At 71.9% G+C, this 18,174-nt stretch carries 19 protein-coding genes and 1 riboswitch; of the genes, 5 read left to right on the top strand and 14 right to left on the bottom strand.

Annotated features, from left to right (window positions below; genetic code table 11):
• Positions 1-23: 23 nt before the first annotated feature.
• The 3 genes from SHK19_RS01420 to SHK19_RS01410 all read right to left on the bottom strand — a co-directional run bounded on the left by SHK19_RS01420 (position 24) and on the right by SHK19_RS01410 (position 3,789).
• The gene (locus SHK19_RS01420) at positions 24-1,046 is read right to left on the bottom strand and encodes an ABC transporter ATP-binding protein (protein ID WP_322937644.1); all 1,023 of its coding nucleotides are present in this window, start codon (positions 1,044-1,046) and stop codon (positions 24-26) included.
• 2 nt (positions 1,047-1,048) lie between these two features.
• Entirely contained in the window at positions 1,049-2,734 is a 1,686-nt protein-coding gene (locus SHK19_RS01415; protein WP_322937643.1) for an ABC transporter permease, read from the bottom strand.
• Positions 2,731-3,789: a thiamine ABC transporter substrate-binding protein gene (locus SHK19_RS01410; protein ID WP_322937642.1), complete on the bottom strand. Its 1,059-nt coding sequence runs from the start codon at positions 3,787-3,789 to the stop codon at positions 2,731-2,733. Before SHK19_RS01410 ends, SHK19_RS01415 begins: the two co-directional genes overlap by 4 nt.
• Positions 3,783-3,890: riboswitch (TPP riboswitch) on the bottom strand. It overlaps the preceding gene by 7 nt.
• A gap of 25 nt (positions 3,891-3,915) precedes the next feature.
• Here SHK19_RS01410 and SHK19_RS01405 point away from each other — a divergent pair.
• Positions 3,916-4,365: a GNAT family N-acetyltransferase gene (locus tag SHK19_RS01405; protein WP_322457497.1), complete on the top strand. Its 450-nt coding sequence runs from the start codon at positions 3,916-3,918 to the stop codon at positions 4,363-4,365.
• On the opposite strand, the gene SHK19_RS01400 is transcribed toward SHK19_RS01405, so the two are convergent.
• Complete coding sequence (locus SHK19_RS01400; protein ID WP_322937641.1) at positions 4,349-5,002, bottom strand: NAD(P)-dependent oxidoreductase; 654 nt, start codon at positions 5,000-5,002, stop codon at positions 4,349-4,351. The genes SHK19_RS01405 and SHK19_RS01400 overlap by 17 nt on opposite strands.
• Before the next feature lie 116 nt (positions 5,003-5,118).
• Here SHK19_RS01400 and SHK19_RS01395 point away from each other — a divergent pair, with 116 nt between their 5' ends.
• Positions 5,119-6,090, top strand: coding sequence for an AraC family transcriptional regulator (locus SHK19_RS01395; RefSeq protein WP_322457495.1), 972 nt, complete (start codon positions 5,119-5,121; stop codon positions 6,088-6,090).
• Here SHK19_RS01395 and SHK19_RS01390 read toward each other — a convergent pair.
• From SHK19_RS01390 to SHK19_RS01375, 4 genes are all read right to left on the bottom strand, one after another.
• The gene (locus SHK19_RS01390; protein WP_322937640.1) at positions 6,072-7,157 is read right to left on the bottom strand and encodes an MBL fold metallo-hydrolase; all 1,086 of its coding nucleotides are present in this window, start codon (positions 7,155-7,157) and stop codon (positions 6,072-6,074) included. The two genes, SHK19_RS01395 and SHK19_RS01390, sit on opposite strands and share 19 nt — an antisense overlap.
• Positions 7,158-7,166: 9 nt before the next feature.
• Positions 7,167-8,006, bottom strand: coding sequence for an SDR family oxidoreductase (locus SHK19_RS01385; RefSeq protein ID WP_322457493.1), 840 nt, complete (start codon positions 8,004-8,006; stop codon positions 7,167-7,169).
• On the bottom strand, positions 8,003-9,100 hold the full coding sequence (locus SHK19_RS01380) for an NAD(P)H-dependent amine dehydrogenase family protein (RefSeq protein ID WP_322937639.1): 1,098 nt from the start codon (positions 9,098-9,100) through the stop codon (positions 8,003-8,005). The genes SHK19_RS01385 and SHK19_RS01380 overlap by 4 nt, the downstream gene beginning before the upstream one ends.
• 98 nt (positions 9,101-9,198) lie before the next feature.
• On the bottom strand, positions 9,199-10,389 hold the full coding sequence (locus SHK19_RS01375; RefSeq protein WP_322937638.1) for an NADH:flavin oxidoreductase: 1,191 nt from the start codon (positions 10,387-10,389) through the stop codon (positions 9,199-9,201).
• Positions 10,390-10,471: 82 nt separating this feature from the next.
• On the opposite strand from SHK19_RS01375, the gene SHK19_RS01370 reads away from it, so the two are divergent.
• Positions 10,472-11,233: a hypothetical protein gene (locus tag SHK19_RS01370; RefSeq protein WP_322457490.1), complete on the top strand. Its 762-nt coding sequence runs from the start codon at positions 10,472-10,474 to the stop codon at positions 11,231-11,233.
• 106 nt (positions 11,234-11,339) lie between these two features.
• On the top strand, positions 11,340-12,119 hold the full coding sequence (locus tag SHK19_RS01365) for a hypothetical protein (protein ID WP_322937637.1): 780 nt from the start codon (positions 11,340-11,342) through the stop codon (positions 12,117-12,119).
• Between the two features lie 3 nt (positions 12,120-12,122).
• On the opposite strand, the gene SHK19_RS01360 is transcribed toward SHK19_RS01365, so the two are convergent.
• The 5 genes from SHK19_RS01360 to nth form a co-directional block, all read right to left on the bottom strand.
• Positions 12,123-12,896, bottom strand: coding sequence for an enoyl-CoA hydratase/isomerase family protein (locus SHK19_RS01360; protein WP_322937636.1), 774 nt, complete (start codon positions 12,894-12,896; stop codon positions 12,123-12,125).
• A gap of 78 nt (positions 12,897-12,974) precedes the next feature.
• Positions 12,975-14,156, bottom strand: coding sequence for a MarP family serine protease (locus tag SHK19_RS01355; protein ID WP_322457487.1), 1,182 nt, complete (start codon positions 14,154-14,156; stop codon positions 12,975-12,977).
• Positions 14,156-14,908 carry an NUDIX hydrolase gene (locus SHK19_RS01350; protein WP_322457486.1) on the bottom strand — a complete coding sequence of 251 codons (753 nt, stop codon included), beginning with the start codon at positions 14,906-14,908 and terminating at the stop codon, positions 14,156-14,158. The genes SHK19_RS01355 and SHK19_RS01350 overlap by 1 nt, the downstream gene beginning before the upstream one ends.
• Positions 14,905-15,501: a TlpA disulfide reductase family protein gene (locus tag SHK19_RS01345; RefSeq protein ID WP_322457485.1), complete on the bottom strand. Its 597-nt coding sequence runs from the start codon at positions 15,499-15,501 to the stop codon at positions 14,905-14,907. The genes SHK19_RS01350 and SHK19_RS01345 overlap by 4 nt, the downstream gene beginning before the upstream one ends.
• Positions 15,501-16,217 (bottom strand): endonuclease III, encoded by a 717-nt coding sequence (gene nth, locus SHK19_RS01340; protein ID WP_322937635.1) that lies wholly within the window; start codon positions 16,215-16,217, stop codon positions 15,501-15,503. The genes SHK19_RS01345 and nth overlap by 1 nt, the downstream gene beginning before the upstream one ends.
• Before the next feature lie 135 nt (positions 16,218-16,352).
• On the opposite strand from nth, the gene SHK19_RS01335 reads away from it, so the two are divergent.
• A complete protein-coding gene (locus SHK19_RS01335; RefSeq protein ID WP_183098839.1) occupies positions 16,353-17,030 on the top strand; it encodes a Crp/Fnr family transcriptional regulator in 678 nt (225 codons plus the stop codon).
• 67 nt (positions 17,031-17,097) lie between these two features.
• Here the strand turns inward: SHK19_RS01335 and SHK19_RS01330 are convergent, their stop codons facing one another.
• Complete coding sequence (locus SHK19_RS01330) at positions 17,098-18,042, bottom strand: type IV toxin-antitoxin system AbiEi family antitoxin domain-containing protein (protein WP_322937634.1); 945 nt, start codon at positions 18,040-18,042, stop codon at positions 17,098-17,100.
• Positions 18,043-18,174: the final 132 nt, after the last annotated feature.

Genomic DNA, 18,174 nt, shown 5'->3' with positions numbered 1-18,174 from the left:
TAGGAGCCCACTCCCCCGTGCGCTCAGGGTGTGGGCGCGGACGGCAGGACGGCGAGGCGGGCGGGGTCGACCCGCAGCACGACCGCGTCGCCCGGTGCCGGCAGCCACCCCGGGGCTCCGACGGCATCGGCCTCGCCGATCCCGTCCACGTCCACGACCAGCCGCACCTCGTCCGGCGTCGCGCGTACGGCGCGCACGGTCGCGGTGAGGCCACCGGCGGCGGCCACCGACGGGTCGGCCCGACGGGCGGCCAGGGCCGAGCGTCGTACGGCGATCGCGTCGGCCGCCGGCCGGCCGGCCGCGGCCAGCACGGCGCGGGCGGCGGCGCCCGTGAGCACCCGTGCGTAGCCCAGGAACAGGGCGGTCGCGGCGTCGGCCGGTCGGGCCCACACGTCCTCCGTGGTTCCTTCCTGGACCACCGCGCCGGCGCGCATCACGGCTAGCCGGTCGGCGACGGCGAACGCCTCCTCCTGGTCGTGGGTGACCAGCAGCGCGGTGGTGCCGGCCTCGCGGAGGATCCGCCGCAGGTCGGCCGCGAGCCGCACCCGGAGCTCGGCGTCCAGTGCTGACAGCGGCTCGTCGAGGAGCATCAGCCGCGGCTCGGCCGCCAGCGAGCGGGCAAGTGCGACCCGCTGCCGCTCGCCGCCGGAGAGCGTGCGCGGCATCCGCGGTCCCCACCCGCCCAGCCCGACCAGCTCGAGCAGGTCGTCGACCCGGCTGCGCGCGGCCGCGCCCGTCACGCCGCGCAGCCGCAGCGCATACCCGACGTTGCGGGCGACGGTCAGGTGGTCGAAGAGCTGGCCGTCCTGGAACATCAGCGCGAAACCGCGCTTGTGAGTGGGCACGCCGGCGAGGTCGGTGCCGTCCCACCGGACCACTCCTGCCCGGAGCGGCTCGAGTCCGGCGACCGCGCGCAGCAGCGAGGACTTCCCGCTGCCGGACGGTCCGAGCACGGCGAGCACGTGTCCGTCGTCGACCCGCAGGTCGACGCCGGCCACGGCGACGTGGTGACCGAACGCGACGGTCACGCGCTCGAGCTGCAGCATTGCTAGATCACCCCTACGCCGGGCACGCGCAAACGCTCCACGAGGAGGATCACCAGCGCGGTGGCGGCGGCCAGCACGACTGAAGCCGCCATGGCGGTGCCGTAGTTGAGCTCCCCGGGGCTGCCGATCAGGCGGTAGATCACGACCGGCAGCGTCGGCACCTGGGCGCGCACGATGAACGACGTGGCGCCGAACTCGCCGAGCGACACCGCGAACGCGAAACCGGCGGCCGCGAGCAGCGGTCGCCAGAGCACGGGCACGTCGACGGTGAGCAGCGCCCGCAGCGGGCCGGCGCCGAGCGCCGCGGCGGCCTGTCGCTGCCGGTCGTCGATGCCCTGCAGCACCGGCACCAGGACCCGCACCACGAGCGGCAGCGCGACCAGCGCCTGGGCGATCGGTACCAGCAGGGCGCTGGAGCGCAGGTCGAGCGGCGGGTCGTCGAGCGTGATGAGGAAACCGAAGCCGAGCGTCACGGCCGAGACCCCGAGCGGGAGCATGAAGAGACCGTCGAACGCGTTCCGGACCGAGGCTTCGGTCCGGCTGCGGGTCTTGCGGGTCACGACGAACGCGACCAGCAGTCCCAGCAGCAGCGACATCCAGGTGGCGTCGACGGCGATCCGCAGCGAGTTGGCGAGCGCCTCGGTCACCGGCACCCGGAGCAGACCTCCTTCCATCCCGGACGCCCCGACGTCCTCGCCGCTGCCGCGGAGCGCGCGGTAGTGCACCAGGGTCCACGCGCCGTCGCGCCGGAGCGACCCCACGACGAGGGTCACGACCGGAGTCGCGATCGCGAGCAGCACCAGTCCGGTCGCGACGACGGCGGGCAGGTCGTGCCGCTGCGGCCGCGCGGGAGCGGCCTTCGCCCGCCGTACGGTCGGGTCCGGCACCGCCCGCAGCCGGGCCGCCACCGCCAGGAGCACGACGACCGCGGCCAGCTGCACGAGCGAGAGCGCGGCGGCGGCCTGGTACTCGACGGTCCCGGTGATCGCCCCGGTCGTCAGCAGGTAGATCTCCGTCTCGACCGATGCGTAGCGGGTGCCACCCAGCATCAGCACCACGCCGAAGCCGGTCGCGCAGAAGAGGAAGACGACCGCGGCGGCCGACACGATCGCCGGTCGCAGCGCCGGGAGGGTGACCGTGGTCAGCACGTGGAGCGGCGACGCACCGAGCGCCGCGGCAGCCTCGGCGGGGCGCCGATCGAGGCTCTCCCAGGCCGTGCCGACGGTGCGGATCACGACCGCGACGTTGAAGAACACCAGGCCGATGAGGATGGCCACCGGGGTGCCGTCGAGGTGCAGGAAGCCGAGCGGCCCGGACTCGGAGACCAGCTCACGGACCGCGATGCCGACGACGACGGTCGGCAGCACGAACGGCACCAGCAGGGCGGCCCGCACCGCGCTCCGCATCGGGATCGCCAGCCGGTGCAGCACGTAGGCGGCCGGGAGGCCCATGACGACTGCGACGACGGTCGAGACGGTGCTGGTCCAGAGCGTGAACCAGATGACGTCGCGGGTCCGCTCCTGCGCAAGCACGTCGAGCAGCGCACCCGGGTCGAAGGATCCCTCGGACCACAGCCCGCGCTGGAGCATCCCCCAGACCGGGAGCAGGAAGAAGACCGCCAGCACCGCGGTCGGGACCGCGGCCAGCGCCAGCAGGCCGGCGAGGCGCTTCAGGGGCGCCCCGGTCATCGCGAGGTGATGTCCGTCCACTCCGTCAGCCACTCACGACGGTGGTCGGAGATCTCCTCGGGCGTGACCTCGATCGGGGCGGTCGGCTGCTCGGCGAACTCCGCCCACTCCGGCGGCAGCGCGGCGTCGGAGGCGACGGGGAAGACGTACATGCTCGTCGGCAGCGCCTCCTGCACCTCGGGACTCAGCAGGAAGTCGACCACCCGCTCGGCGCCCTCGGGGTTGGCGGCGCCGTCGAGCACGCCGGCGTACTCGACCTGCCGGAAGCAGGTGTCGAGCAGTGCTGCCGTCGACGACTCGCCCTTCTTCACCGTGTAGGCCGGGGAGGTGTCGTAGGAGAGCACGATCGGCCGGTCGCCGCCGGAGAAGGAGAAGTCGACCAGGTAGGCGTCCTCCCATCCCTTCACGACCTTGGCGCCGTTGGCGAGGAGGTCCTCCCAGTAGGAGGACCACCCGTCGCCGTACTCGCCGATGGTCGCCAGCAGGAACGCCAGGCCGGGGGTGCTGGTGGTCGCGGCCGGGGTCACGAACAGGTCGCGGTAGGCCGGGTCGGTCAGGTCGTCGAGGGTGGTCGGCGGCTCGATGCCCTGGTCGGCGAACCAGGCGGTGTCGACGTTGACGCAGACGCTGGCGTTGTCGATCGGCGTCAGGACGCCGGCGTCGTCGCCGGGCAGCCGGTACTGGTCGGCGCCGGCCGGGAGCTCGGCGTCGTACGGCGCGAAGACGCCCTCGTCGAGCGCGGCGCCGGCGAAGGTGTTGTCCACCCCGAACGCGACGTCGCCGATGGGGTCGCCCTGGGTGACCGTCAGCTTGCTGGTGAGCTCGCCGCCGTCACCGGCCGGGCTGTGGGTGAGCGTGCAGCCGGACTCCTCCTCGAAGTCCCTGACGACCTTCTTCGGCAGGTCGAACGAGTCGTGGGTGACGAGGACGACCTCGCCGCACTCGCCGGCCGCGACGTCGGCCGCGTCGCCGTTGTCGTTGCCGAGCGAGCAGCTGGTGCCGATCAGCGCGATCATGGTCAGAACAGCCAGCGCGATCGCAGGACGGATGTGCATCGGTGTGGACTCCCTTCGCCGGTGCTAGCCGGAGCAGGTTCGGAGGGTCTGCGGGTCTGCCCGCACTCTCAGCACGCTGCCGTGCTCCCCTGTCTGTCCCTCCAGAGTAGGCCCTAGATTTCGGACATGGACATCCGGGTCGTTCGGTTCGCGGGCCTGACCGCGGGCGAGGTGTACGACGTCGCCAGACTCCGCCAGGACGTGTTCGTCGTGGAGCAGGAGTGCCCCTACCTGGACCTCGACGGGCGCGACCGGGACCCCGGCACGGGTCACGTGCTGATGCATGACGAGGGCGGTGCGCTGCTCGGCTACGCCCGGGTGCTCGACGACACGACGGCCTGGCGGATCGGTCGCGTGGTCCTGGCGAGACCGGCCCGCGGGCGTGGTCTCGCCGACGGCGTGATCAGGGCCGCGATCGGTCACTGCCGGAGGGAGGACCCGCTCCGAGACGTCGTGCTCGACGCGCAGACGCCGTTGGCGGACTGGTACGCCGGCTTCGGGTTCGCCGTCGACGGGGACGAGTTCCTCGAGGACGGCATCCCGCACACGCCGATGCGGCTCAGCTCGAAACGCTGAGCGTCTTCCCGACCGAGGTCGGCTCGTCGACCACGTCGGCGAAGACCCGTGCGACCTGGGCGCGGGCGACCTGCAGCCCGAGCCGCTCGTCCTGCGCGTCGACATGGGCCGGGGCGGTGGTCTCCTCGTCCGTGAGCGCCACCGGCCGGACCAGCGTCCAGTCGAGACCGCTCTCGCGGACCACCTGCTCCTGGACGGTGCTGTCCCGGATCTGCGGTCGCAGGAGCAGGCCGAAGATCAGCTTCCACTTCAGGTCCAGGTGCCGGCGACCCTCACCGAGGCCGTACACCGTCTGCACGACCAGCCGGCGCAGCCCCGCGGACTGCATCGCCTCGACGACCCTCCGGGTGCCGGCCGACCGGATGTCGAGCGGGGTGCTCGCGCGCCGGAGGTACTGCACCTTGAGCGGGTTGTCGCTGATGCCGAGGGTCACCACCACGGCGTCCTGGCCGATCATCGCCTTGCCCAGGTCGTCTGCGTCCATCACGTCGCCGTCGAACGCGACGACGCCGTGCTCACCGAGGCCGGCCGAGCTCGCGGACCGCGCGAACGCGGTCACCAGGTGACCGTCCGCCGCCAGGGTACGCACCACCGCCGCGCCGGTGCCGCGGCTGCCACCTACCACCAAGATCTTCATGTCGTTTCCCTTCTCGGAGTGGTCTTTCCAGTGACTCCGACGATCCGCCATCGGGGCTGGACGAACAATGTCCGCATGACGTAGTTTCTTGCTCATTCGTCCAGGCGGGAGGGTCCATGTCCGACGACGTCCTCACCCACACGCTCGGCCAGTTCGGCATGACCGGGGTCTTCTACTGCGTCTCCGAGCTCACCGCCCCCTGGGGGATCGACCTGCCCCCGATGCCCGGCACCGTGCTGTTCCACCTGGTGGCGGCGGGGACCGCCGTGCTCGAGGTCGACGGTGAGCTGGTGGCGATGGGGCCCGGCGACATCGTGCTGCTCCCGCACGGAACCGGCCACGTCGGGTACTCCGACGAGGACGCGCCCCGGACGCCGCTCTTCGACGTCCCGCGGCTGGAGCAGACGGACCGGTTCGAACGGATCCGGATCGACGGCGGCGGGACCCCCACCACCTTGGTGTGCGGCGCCCTGGAGTTCACCGACCTCGCCGTCGGCCGGCTGATGGCCAGCCTGCCACCGGTGCTGCACCCAGGGTCGGGCGGGCGCAGCGCCTGGCTGCGCTCGACGATCGAGCTGATGGCGGACGAGGCGCACTCGCCACTGGCCGGCAGCTCGGTGGTGACGACGCGGCTGGCCGACGTCCTGGTCGTGCACGCCGTCCGGGAGTGGCTGAGGACGAGTTCCCCCGAGCGCGGCTGGGTCGCCGCCGTCCGGGACCCTCACCTGGGAGCCGCGATCGGCGCCTTCCACACGGCGCCCGAGCGGCCCTGGGACCTGCCCGCACTCGCGGCAGCAGCGGGGATGTCGAGGTCAGCGTTCGCTGCCCACTTCGTGGCGGTGCTCGGCGAGACACCGATGGCGTACGTCGCCTCGTGGCGGATGGACCTCGCCGCCCAGCTCGTCGAGGCGGGCGGCCTCAGCCTGGCCGCGGTCGCCGCGCGGGTGGGCTACCGGTCCGAGGCCGCGTTCAACCGGGCATTCCGCCGGGCGCACGGGTGCACGCCCGGCGCCTGGCGCCGCGGGTCGCCGCTCGCCGCGGCGAACGCCACCCCGGCGCTGGTGACGGATCAGTCGGCGACGGCGTAGACGTCGCCGTCCTCGCTCACGTCGCAGGTGGCCTGCCCGCGGGCCACCAGCAGGTCGAGGTGGGCCTTGGTCTCCATTGCCGCCATCCCCTTGTTGAAGAGGTCGAGCTCGGCGTACGACCGCTCGTGCCGGGTCCAGCCGAGGTCGGTGGCGACGAGGGCCGCGACCGTGGTGCCACGCGACCGCAACGAGGCCAGGCACTGGTCGAGCCGGTGCTCGTGGTGTTCGAGGAGCTCGTCGACGCGGGCGTGCGTCGACGGCGCGACCGGCCCGTGGGCGGGCAGGATCCGCAGGTCGGGGAGCCCGCGCACCTTCGTGAGGGACGCCATGAAGTGGCCGAGCGGGTCGGGCTCGGGCGGCACCGTGAACCCGATCGAGGGCGTGATCGTCGGCAGCACGTGGTCGCCCGCGAAGAGCAGCCCGTCGGCGCGGTCGGCGAACACGTAGTGGCCCGGTGTGTGGCCGGGGGTGTGGACGGCGTCGATGCTCCGGGCGCCGACCTGCACCGTCACGTCACCGTCGAGCCAGGTGTGCGGATAGGCCCAGTCGACCGGGTCGGGCAGGTCCTCCACGCGTCGCCCGAGCTCCCACGCCTCCGCGACCTCGACCGCGCCCGCCGACCGGAGTACGCCGCTGAACGGGTTGCCGCCGTCGAACTCGCCCCGCCCGGCCGCGTGCAGCAGGTCGAGGCCTGGCTTCTCGGGAAGACCGAGAGTGACGTCGGCGCCGTACTCGTGGCCGAGGACGGTCGCCATCGTGTAGTGGTCGCGGTGGACGTGGGTGACCAGGAACCGCCGGATGTCGCCGAAGCCGGAGCCGATGGAGCGCAGGCACTTGTCGAGCAGCTCGCGGGCGACCGGGATCGCCCACCCGCCGTCGATGAGGGTCAGTCCGTCTCCGTCACCCGGGCTCTGGACGACGTACACGTTGATCGCCTTGAGCCCGTCCATGGGCAGCGGGAGCGGGATCCGGTAGATGCCGGTCGTGACCTCCCACGCACCTTCCGCAGCCCAGTGCTCGCCGGAGTCGGGCGAGACGGCGACACCGGTACTGACACCTGAGCTCATCCACGCACCCTACTGAGGGCTCTCAGCGGTGCTCGGCTCGAGGTCGGGCAGGTTCAGGTCGAGGTTCGGGGACAGGAGACCCCCGTCGACCTCGAGCATCTTGCCGGTGACGTACTGGCCGGCGCGCGAGCCGAGGTAGACCACGGCTGCGGCGATGTCCTCGGCCTCGCCGATCCGGCCGAGGGGGGTGGCCTCCTCCATCTGCTGCCTGGTCTCGGGGACGCCGGCGACGAACTCCAGCGAGCTGGTCATCACCGACCCGACGTAGATCCCGTTGACCCGGATCCGCGGGGCCAGGTCGGTGGCAGCCAGTCGCGACCAGTGGGCGAGCGCGGCCTTCGCCGTGCCGTAGGCCAGGTAGCCGCGGCCGGCGGACCGGCCCATCATCGAGCTGATGCTCACGACCGACTTCTGCCGGTGCTCGTCGGGATCGCCGAGGGAGGCGAGCATCAGCGGCACCGCGGCCCGGGTCAGTGCGTGCGCCGTGCTCACGTTGAAGTGGAAGGCCTCGTCGAGGTAGGCGACGTCGGTGTCGAGGAAGGCGTTGGGGATGGTCCCGCCGACGTTGTTGACGACGAGGTCGAGCCGCCCGAACTCGTCGTACGCCGCCTGCGCGAGGCCGGCGACCGCCTCGGTGTGGGCGAGGTTGGCCGGTACGACGAGCGCCCGCCTGCCGGCCGCACGGATCCGGTCCGCGACGCCCTCGAGCTGGCCCTCGGTGCGGGAGGAGATCAGGACGTCGGCGCCCGCCTCGGCGAGCGCGATCGCGGTTGCCGCGCCGATGCCGCGACCGGCGCCGGTGACGACGGCGACGTGGTCGGTGAGCAGGAAGCGGTCGAGGATGCTCACTTGCTCACCAGTCCCCGGCCGGTGATCAGCGGGAGCTCGAGCGCGCTCACCAGGCCCGGCTGGGCCGCGACGACGGCGGGGACGGCGTTCACGAGCCGCTGGGCGGTGACGATCATCCCGGAGACGTTGTGGTCGCCGTGCTCTCCGTGGTGGCTGAACTCCACCTTCATCCGCGGCTCGCCGGTGATCTCGATCCGGTAGCAGCCGTCGCCCTCGTTCGGCACCGGCCACTCGGGCTCGGCGCTGGCGTCGGTGCGGGTGACGTGCTCGAGGGTGATCCGCGGGACACCGCCGACGGTGCCGATGACCCGGAACCGCACCGAGCCCATGGTGCCCTCGGCGATGTCGACGGAGACCGTCTTGATCGAGCGCGGCGCGGGCCGCCGCTCGACCTCCTCGACGAGTGGCTCGTCCAGCGCGACGTCCAGGCCGGCCGCGATCAGCCGGACGACCGGACCCCACGCGGTGGTGAGGATGCCGGGCTCCCACAAGAGCGGCTTGGCGTCCATCGGCTCGCCGAACCCGAACAGGTCGCGCATGACCACCGGCTGGTAGTAGGTCGAGTAGTCGGCGATCTCGCTGACCTTGATGTGGTCGATCCGCTGGCTGAGGCTGGTCATCACCAGCGGCAGCACGTCGTTGGCGAAGCCCGGGTCGATGCCGTTGACGTGGAGGCTGGCGTCGCCCTCCCGGCCGGCCTCGTCGATGGTCGCGATCATCTCGTCCGGCAGCGTGCCGGTGCGGTGGAGCAGGATGACCGGCCCGCTCGACACGACGTTCACCCCGTCGCGGATGAAGCCGGTGAGGTCCTCGATCGACTCGAAGACCCGGTCGTCGGTCATCGCGCCGTGCACGATGCAGTCCGGCCGCAGCGCGATCAGCTCGTCGCGGTCGGTGGTGGCCTTGACGCCGAGCTCCCGTCCCAGCTCGGCGAGCTCGCCCGCGTCGGCGCCGCTCTTCGCCTCGGTGGAGGTCCACACTCCGACCAGCTCTAGATCGGGATGGGCATCGACGCCCGCGATGGCGTGCCTCCCGATGGTCCCGGTGGACCAGACGACGACACGGAGCGGCTTCTCGGGAATCACCTGCGACATGCGTGGATACTAGAACAGGTTCTACTTTCTGGATACCGAGACGTCGAATCCGGAGCTGACCACCGTGGATCGGGGGCTGACCACGGCGAATCGGGCGGTCAGGCGACGGGGATGGTCTCGCCCGGGCCCCACTCCACGCAGCGGGTGCCGGTGTAGATCGTCGGCATGCACCGGTTGCAGTGGGTGCAGATGCCGGCGCGGGAGATCCCGAGCTGCAGCCGGTTCACCAGGTCGGGCTCCCGCAGCACCGCCCGGCCCATGGCGACGAAGTCGAAGCCGTCAGCGATCGCCCGCTCCATCGTGTCCAGCCGGTTGATGCCGCCGAGCAGCATCAGCGGCATCGAGAGCTCGTGCCGGAAGCGGAGCGCCTTGTCCCTGAAGTAGCCCTCCTCGAACTCGTACCGCTTGAGGAACCCCCGTCCGAACGGCGTCTTCATGCCCCACCTCACGATCGGCGGCATGGCGTCGGCGAACTCCGCGACCGGGGTCTCGCCACGGAAGAGGTACATCGGGTTCATCAGGGACGACCCGCCCGAGAGCTGGAGCGCGTCGAGATGGCCATCCGCCTCGAGCAGTCGCGCGAGCTCCAGGCCCTCGTCGGTGGTGACTCCCCCGCGGAAGCCGTCGGAGACGCTGACCTTCGCCGTGAGCGCCATGGCGTCACCGACCTCCTCCCGTACGGCGCGTGCCACCTGCCGGGCGAGGCGGGCGCGGCGTTCGAGCGGCCCACCCCAGCGGTCCTTGCGGCGGTTCAGTCCCGGCGCGAGGAAGGAGGAGATCAGGTAGCTGTGCGCCATGTGGAGCTCGAGCACGTCGAACCGGGCGCGGACGAGGAGCCGGGCGGCGTCGACGTACGCCCTCGTGACCCGGGTGAGGTCCTGCTCGGTGGCGGTCTTGATCATCTGCATCGACAGCGGGCTGGGCAGCGAGCTGGCGGAGATCGCGCGGATGCCGTTGGAGCGCCCGTTGGCGACCGGACCCGCGTGCCCGACCTGACCGGCGACGGCGGCGCCCTCGTCGTGCACGGCCTCGGTCAGCCGCGTGAGCCCGGGCAGCGCCCGCGGTCCGAGAACGATCTGCTCGGCGTGGGTGCGGCCCTCCGGCGCGACGGCGAGGTAGGCCACCGTCGTCAGACCGATGCCGCCGCGCGCGGGCGCCCGGTGGTAGTCGATGAGGGCGTCGGTCACCTCACCGTCCGGCGTCCGCCCCTCGAACGTCGCGGCCTTGACCGTCCGGTTGCGCAGCCGCACCGGGCCGAGGCCGACGGGGCTGAAGACGGACGGAGCCACCGCAGAACTGTAACCTGTTCTACCTCTACCGGTCGCCGGCGCGTGGTTTGATCTCCCCCTCACCCCACCCCCGGAGGTACCCGTGCGTACTGCTGTCGTCCGTCCGCGCCGCGGCGTGGCCCGTGCTCTCGCTCCCGTCGCCGTCCTGGCGCTGGTCTCGGCCCTGGCGGCGGGCTGCGGCGACGACGACTCCGACTCGGACTCCGACGGCGAGGAGCAGGACACCCCGGCCGCAGCGCTGACCGCCGACCAGATCGCCCAGGCGGTGCTCCAGCCGGACAACATGGGCGAGGGCTGGACGTCGGAGCCGTCGACCGACGACGAGGGCACTGCCCCGGGATGCCTCGCCGGCGTGGAGACCCTCACCGAGCAGCTCGACCGACAGGATCGGGGTGGCACCGAGTTCAGCTTCGGTGAGGTGCTGACGGTCGAGAGCACCGTGTCGGCGTACGCCGAAGAGGCCGCCATCACGGCGATCTTCGACCAGGTGCAGAGCGTCATCTCCGCGTGCACGACCGTCACCGGACCGGACAGCGACGGCAACGAGTGGAACGTCACGCTGGCGACCACCGACGAGCAGGTCTACGACGACGTCGACGACCAGTACAGCGTCTCCGGCAGCGGCACGATCACGACGCCCGACGGTGTCAGCTTCGACATCTACCTCGAGCAGACGGCGGTCCGCGTCGGACCCAACGTCGCGTCCATCAGCACGACCGACACCCAGTCCCGCACGACCGAGCACCAGGCGTGGGCGGAGATCGCCGTCGAGCGCCTGGTCGACGTGGTCGAGGGCGAGGAGCCGGAGCCGACCACCGCCCCCGGCCCGGCGGACGCCGCCTGACCCCGGGGCAAATCGTTCTCAGGGATGTGTTCGCGCCCTGCGGGACGGGGCATCCTGACCGTGGTCAGCACTCGGGCGGCCGTCCCGACTCCGGAAGGTCGATCCGATGCACTCGTCTCCTCTCTCGCGCCGCGTCCTCGGCGCCGCCGTCAGCCTCCCGCTGGTCGTCCAGTCCGTCGCCTGCGGCGGCGAGGGGACCGACGGTGCCGACGACCCGGTGACCGTTGTCGTCACCGAGACCGCGGGGACGCCGACCGACACTCCCGCGTCCACCACACCGCTGACCGAGGAGCAGCTGAACGAGGCGGTCCTCGCCCACGAGAACCTGAGCCCGGGGTGGCGCGAGGTGTCGAGCGAGTCCGAGATCGGGTTCGGGAGCGTGGGGTGCCTCGCGGGCATGGCCCAGGTGCCCGACGACCTGTTCGCGGCCATGGCTCGGGCCGAGTACGACTTCGAGGAGGACTCCCTCACCACGTTGCTCAGTGCCGCCGGGTCGGTGGCCGACGAAGCGGACGCCACCTCGTTCGTGGATGCAGCCCAGGCCACGGCCGCCGGGTGCACCAGCGTGAACGGCACCGACGATGACGGCGATCAGTGGGAAGGGACGCTGACCGCGGACGAGACGATCACCAACGATGCGATCGACGACCAGCTTCTCGTGGAGTTCGACGGGACCATCACCACGCCCGACGGCACCGACCTCGACATCGAGACCCGCTACCTGCTCGCCCGCACGGGGCCGCACATCGCGATCGTGCTGAGCGTCAACTTCCCGACGTACAACTACTTCGACGACGCGGCGTACCTCCAGATCGCTGTCGACCGGTTCGCCGCCGTGGCCACCGGCGCGGAACCCCCGGTCACCGTCGGGCCCGAGACGAACTAGCGCCTACGAGAACCGGGGCCGGCGCTTCTCGAGGAAGGCGGCGATGCCCTCCTGACCGTTCGGCGACCCGGCGAGGGCGCTGATCGACTCCGCCTCGCGGCGGAGCGCCGCCTCGGGGGCCGGCTCGGCGACACCACGCACCAGCCGCTTGGCGGCGGCGAAGGCACCCGGTGACCCGGCGAGCAGCTGGGCGACCACGTCGTCGGCGACCGCTGCCAGGTCGTCGGCCGGGACGACGCGGGCGACCAGGCCCGCGTCGGCCGCCTCCTGCGCGGTGAGGACGTCGCCGAGCAGCGCCAGCCGCAGCACCCGGTGCAGCCCGAGGGTGTGGACGAGCAGGCTGCCGCCGCAGTCGGGGCTCAGGCCCACCTTGGCGTAGGCGAGGCTGAACTTCGCGGTGTCGGCGGCGAGGACGATGTCCGCGGCCGCGGCCAGCGGGAAGCCGCCGCCGGCAGCCGTGCCGTGCACCACGCTCACCACGATCGCGTCACTGCGGACCAGCTCGGTGACCACCCGGTGGACCGACTCGGCGAGGTCGAGGAGCAGCGCGCTGGGGTCGTCGGCACCGGCGAACGCGCTGAGGTCGCCGCCCACGGAGAAGAAGCGTCCCTCGGCCGCGAGGACGATCACCCGCGCGCCGTCGGCCTTCGCCCGCAGCACGGCCTCGTGGAGCTGCCGGGTCGACTGCGGCTCGATCGGGTTGCCGCGGTCGCCGGCGGTCAACGTGATCCGGGCGGCGCCATCGGCAAATGCATAACTGACGTACTGGTTCGTCACGATCGTCCCCTTTGGTAGCCGCCGAGCAGCCGCAACCCTAGACCGCGCCAACTGCGACGCGCTCGGGCAGTCAGACGCTCATGCGGCGCAGTCTTCCGTGTCGACCTCTGAGTCGCTGTCCTCGACCTCGGCGGCGCTCTCGGCGACCTGCTCGGCGGTCAGCGCGTAGCCGGTGTCGTCGTCCTCGACCGAGGCGGCGAAGACCACCCCCGCGACGTCGCCGTCCGGGGTGATGATCGGTCCGCCGGAGTTGCCCGGCCGCACCAGTCCGCGCAGCGAGAACACGTCGCGAAGGACGGTGCCGGAGCCGTAGATGTCGGGCGAGCGCAGGGTCGGGTTGTCCCGGATCCGGCCGGGTTGGACGTCGAACGGCCCGTCCTGCGGGTAGCCGACGATCGCGACCGGGTCCTCGGGCCCGGCCGACTCGTCGAACTGGAGGATCGGCGCGCCGCCGGTGTCGACGCTGAGGACGGCGATGTCGAGCTCCGAGTCGTAGAGGACGACCCGGGCGAGCTCGGTGCCACCGTCGATCTCCACCTCGGGGTCGTCGACGCCCGCCACCACGTGCGCGTTGGTCATCACCAGGTTGCGATCGAAGACGAACCCGGTGCCCTCGACGCCGCGGCCGCAGTCGTTGGCGCCGCGGATCTTGAGGACGCTGGCCTCGGTGGCCAGCACCTGGGGGTCGTTCCTGAGCCGGTTGGGACCAGGGGCGACGTCGACGATCCGCTCCGGCGAGAACGGCTCGAGATAGCGGGGGAAGAAACCCATGCCGACGACCTGGTTGAAGGCCTGCAGCACGTTGGGAGCGGAGGCCGGGAGCACGGTGTTGACCTTGCCGAGCACCCACGAGCTGCGGACCTGCTCGGTCACCGGGCCGATCCGGGTGCCCGAGATCGCATAGCCAAGTGCCCAGGCGACGAGCAGCACCGCGACCGCGGACAGCGCGGCGCCGCCGACCGCGTCGACGGCACGCACGGGTTGCCAGGTGATCCGCTCACGGACCCGGGCGCCGGCGTACTGCAGCAGGGCCTGGCCCAAGGACGCGCCGAGGATCACGATGAAGAGCGCGCCGAGCGAGACGCCGAGCGACGGGCTCGCGCCGCCCAGCACGATCGGTGCGACCCAGATGCCGAGGAAGCCTCCGACCAGCAGGCCGATGGTCGCGAAGGCGCCGGTGACGAAGCCCTGCCAGTAACCGGACAGCGCGTAGGCGAGCACGAGGACGACGAGCAGCCAGTCGAGCAAGTTGAGGCCCATCAGGCCCCGCCTCGTTCGCCGGGCTCGAGGATGTCGAGGCTGTCGGCCTCGCCGTCCTCGGCCTCGTCCACGCGTCGCTGGTACTCCGCGAGCATGTAGTCGGGCAGCTCGTGGACCGGCGGCGCGGAGACCTGCGGCAGCCAGCCGAGGTAGTCGAAGAACCGGGTGATGATCCCGCCGGTGAAGCCCCACAGGATGACGTCGCGGTTGTCGCCGATCAGGAAGCCCGGTCCGGTCCAGCCGCTCGGGTGCCGCACGGATATCCGTCGGTCCGGCGCGAACAACTCCTCCAGCACCACGTGGTGGATCTCATGGACCTCGTCGGGTGAGGCGACCTCGACCGGGTGCGGGTCACGCCACCAGCCGAGCACCGGGGTCACCGCGAAGTTCGACGGCGGCAACCAGAGCTCGGGCAGCGCGCCGAACACGGCGACGCCCGCCGGGTCGACCCCGATCTCCTCCTGCGCCTCCCGCAGCGCGGCGTCGACCGCGCTCTCCCCGGGGTCGATGGTCCCGCCGGGGAAGGACACCTGGCCGGGATGGGAGCGCATGTCGTGGGCGCGCTCGGTCAGCAGCAGGTCGGCCCGGCCGTCGGTCTCGCCGAACAGCATGAGCACCGCGCCCCGGCGCGGGTCGGACCCAGGCGGCGGCAGGAAGGCGGTCAGGTCGGTGCCCTCGATCGCATTGGCGGCCTCGGCCACCGGTTGCAGCCAGTCCGGCAGGTCGTCGGGTACGGCGAACTGGTCGGTCACACTGAGTCCCGGGCCAGGTCGACGTCGAGCTTGTCCTCGGCGAGCTCGACGATCTCGGCGACCGTCTCCACTCCACCCGAGGACTGCTCGACCGAGCCGTCGTCGCGTACGAAGACGAAGACCGGGAGGCCCGGGATCGCCAGGTCGGTCTCCTGGAGGTCGCCGCAGGCGTCGGCGAAGGAGGGGTAGGTCACGCCGCTGCGCTTGGCCAGCTCGAGCGCCGCGCCGGGGTAGGTCTCGAGGTAGTCGACGCCGACGACGGCGACCTGGTCGCCGTACTGCTCGTGGAAGGCGGCGAGCGCCGGCATCTCCTTCACGCAGGGAGGGCAGTTGGAGGCCCAGAAGTTGATGATCGCCGGTCCCTCGATCTCGGACAGCGAACCCGCGGTGCCGCCGCCGAGGCAGGCCAGCTCGACGTCGGGGAGGTCGGCGTCGCCCCCTCCCTCCGGGCAGTCCTCGATGGCCGCCGCGGCCTTGAGCTCGCGCAGCTCGCGGGTGTCGACGTCGACCTGGCACGCGCTCGACGTCTCGCCCTGGTCGCAGCCGGTGAGGAGCACCGCCGTCGCGAGCAGTGCCAGCAGGACCGCCCGCATCAGTTGGGTCCCTCGGTGCGGACCAGCTTCGCCGCCTCGATCGGGTCGGTCGGTCCGGTGCCGTACGACGGGCACCAGCGGGCGATCGGGCAGGCGCCGCACGCCGGCTTCCTGGCGTGGCAGACCCGGCGGCCGTGCCAGATCAGGTGGTGGCTGAGCATCGTCCAGTCCCGCTTGGGGAAGAGCGCGCCGATGGCGTGCTCGGCCTTGACGGGGTCGGTCTCCTCGGTCCAGCCGAGCCGGCGGATGAGTCGACCGAAGTGGGTGTCGACCGTGATGCCGGGGATGCCGAACGCGTTGCCCAGCACGACGTTGGCGGTCTTGCGACCGACGCCGGGCAGCGTGACCAGGTCGTCGAGCCGAGGCGGGACCTCGCCGTCGTACCGCTCGACGAGGGCGGCGCTGAGCTTGAGCAGCGACTCGGTCTTGGCCCGGAAGAAGCCGAGCGGTCCCACGATCTGCTCGAGGTGGGCGCGGTCGGCGGCGGCCATCGCCCGGGCGTCGGGGTAGGCGGCGAACAGCGTCGGCCGAACCAGGTTGACCCGCTTGTCGGTGGTCTGCGCGCTCAGGACGGTGACGACCAGCAGCTCGAACGGGTTGTCGAAGTCGAGCTCGCACTTGGCGTCGGGATAGGTCTGGGCGAGGACCCGGTCGATCTTGCGCGCCCGGCGGACGAGACCGGTCGGCGTCTCCGCCTCCGTCGTGATCGCCCGCACGCGGTCAGCCTACGGGCTGGCGGCGACAGGTCCGCGCCTCGGCGCCGCTAGGTGTGAGGTGGGCCACTGGCTAGGATGCGGCTGACGTCGTGCGCGGTCGCGCGGCGACCGCCGTACCGATCCCTTGGAGGAACCGTGGACAACGACGTGCTCCGTCAGGCCCCGCTGTTCAGCGCGCTCGACGACGAGGCCGCGTCCGCCCTCCGGTCGTCCATGTCCGAGACCCGGTTGCGCCGCGGTGAGGTGCTCTTCCACGAGGGCGACAGCGGCGACAAGCTCTACATCGTCCTCGACGGCAAGGTGAAGCTCGGCCGCACGTCGTCCGACGGCCGCGAGAACCTCCTCGCCATCCTCGGCCCCGGCTCGATGTTCGGCGAGCTGTCGCTCTTCGACCCGGGTCCGCGGTCGGCGACCGTGACCGCGGTGACCGACGCCGAGTTCGTCTCGCTGTCCCACGAGGACCTGCTGCGCTGGCTCGACGGCCGTCCCGCCGTCGCCCGCGGCCTGCTCACCCAGCTCGCCGGCCGGCTGCGGAAGGCCAACGACGTGGTCGCCGACCTGGTGTTCTCCGACGTCCCCGGCCGCGTCGCCAAGGCGCTGCTCGACCTCGCCGAGCGGTTCGGCCGGACGGCGGACGACGGCGTGCACGTCCACCACGACCTCACCCAGGAGGAGCTGGCCCAGCTGGTCGGCGCATCCCGGGAGACGGTCAACAAGGCGCTCGCCGACTTCGCCTCCCGCGGCTGGCTGCGGCTCGAGCCGCGCTCGGTCGTGATCATGGACATGGAGCGGATGACCCGCCGGGCCCGCTGAGGTCGAATCGACAACGATGGTCCGTCGAATCGACAAGGATGGTCGTCCGAGTTGACGACGATGTCCGCTAGCACCGGCTGCCGCGTTCGAGCCGACGGCGGTTGGAGTACGACGACGCCAGTGCGTCCTTGAGCTCACCGAGCCAGCGCTCGAGCGCGGGTCCGGTGAAGTCGCCGTTGCGTACGACGATCACCGTCCAGCCGTGATCCCTCAGCCACTTCCGACGCGCCCTCGTCGCCTCACGCTGCTCGGGGGTGCTCTCGTGGGCCTCCCATCCGTCGTACTCGACGGCGATCCGGCGGCGTCGGTAGGCAAGGTCCAGGCGGTATGTCGGGACGCCGCCGACCTCGACCCACACCTGGAGGTCGGGCGTCGGCAATCCTTCGTCGTGGATGGCGAGCCGCGTCCACGACTCTCTCGTCGACTCGGCGCGCGGATCCGAGAGGGGGATGAGCTCGCGCTGCTGGACTACACCCCGCCGGCGACGGTACCGCTGCGAGCCGACGAGCAGCTGCGCGAGCGTCAGGCCCTCCCTGCGGCGGAACGCGTCGAGAGCGGCCAGCGCATCGCGGCGCTCGAGGAGGCAGGCCAGATCGAGCGCGGTACGTAGCGGCGTCGTCACCTGAACACCTTCGATCGTCGTGACGTCGATGTTGTGCAGGTCGCGGGTGCGACCGTCGACCTCCTTGCGCCGGCACGGCCCGTTGCCGCGCCACGCACAGGTCTCGATCTCTGGAAGGACGTCGAGGTCCCCGGATGTGAAGAGGTCGATGCCGTACAGCCACGCCGCGGTCCGGTCGCACACGACCTGATGCGGGGCGAGGACGAGTGCGAGCGCTCGCGCACGGAGCTCGACCGTGTCCTCGAGGGCGGCCGCGGCGTACACGCCGGCTGTGACCCGGCGTACGACGCCCTCCCGCACCATCCGTCGCAGCGTGTGCCGGGTGATCCCTCGTCCCTTCGCGTCCTCGGTCGTGAAGGGTCCGTCAGGAATGTCGGGCGTGTCGGTCATACCGACGGATGTTCGCCGCTCCCGGCCACCGCTGGTTGCGGCAGCAGGACTCCCTGTGGACGACGTGCGGTGCGCGCACGCCTGTGGACGGCGGTCGGCCTGCGACGCCGGCGAACAACGTCATGCCCGGCG

Source organism: Nocardioides bizhenqiangii (assembly GCF_034661235.1).
In the GTDB taxonomy this organism is placed as follows: Bacteria; Actinomycetota; Actinomycetes; order Propionibacteriales; family Nocardioidaceae; genus Nocardioides; species Nocardioides bizhenqiangii.
Note: the sequence above shows the minus strand (reverse complement) of the source record. Positions and strands in the feature narration are given on the sequence as shown.

Bases quoted from the DNA above. Each gene is read 5' to 3' on its own strand.
- SHK19_RS01330 (WP_322937634.1), bottom strand. From the start codon at position 18,042: ATGACCGACACGCCCGACATTCCTGACGGACCCTTCACGACCGAGGAC.
- SHK19_RS01415 (WP_322937643.1), bottom strand. From the start codon at position 2,734: ATGACCGGGGCGCCCCTGAAGCGCCTCGCCGGCCTGCTGGCGCTGGCC.
- SHK19_RS01400 (WP_322937641.1), bottom strand. From the start codon at position 5,002: ATGAAGATCTTGGTGGTAGGTGGCAGCCGCGGCACCGGCGCGGCGGTG.
- SHK19_RS01420 (WP_322937644.1), bottom strand. From the start codon at position 1,046: ATGCTGCAGCTCGAGCGCGTGACCGTCGCGTTCGGTCACCACGTCGCC.
- SHK19_RS01410 (WP_322937642.1), bottom strand. From the start codon at position 3,789: ATGCACATCCGTCCTGCGATCGCGCTGGCTGTTCTGACCATGATCGCG.
- SHK19_RS01345 (WP_322457485.1), bottom strand. From the start codon at position 15,501: ATGCGGGCGGTCCTGCTGGCACTGCTCGCGACGGCGGTGCTCCTCACC.
- SHK19_RS01390 (WP_322937640.1), bottom strand. From the start codon at position 7,157: ATGAGCTCAGGTGTCAGTACCGGTGTCGCCGTCTCGCCCGACTCCGGC.
- SHK19_RS01380 (WP_322937639.1), bottom strand. From the start codon at position 9,100: ATGTCGCAGGTGATTCCCGAGAAGCCGCTCCGTGTCGTCGTCTGGTCC.
- SHK19_RS01395 (WP_322457495.1), top strand. From the start codon at position 5,119: ATGTCCGACGACGTCCTCACCCACACGCTCGGCCAGTTCGGCATGACC.
- SHK19_RS01405 (WP_322457497.1), top strand. From the start codon at position 3,916: ATGGACATCCGGGTCGTTCGGTTCGCGGGCCTGACCGCGGGCGAGGTG.
- SHK19_RS01355 (WP_322457487.1), bottom strand. From the start codon at position 14,156: ATGGGCCTCAACTTGCTCGACTGGCTGCTCGTCGTCCTCGTGCTCGCC.
- SHK19_RS01365 (WP_322937637.1), top strand. From the start codon at position 11,340: ATGCACTCGTCTCCTCTCTCGCGCCGCGTCCTCGGCGCCGCCGTCAGC.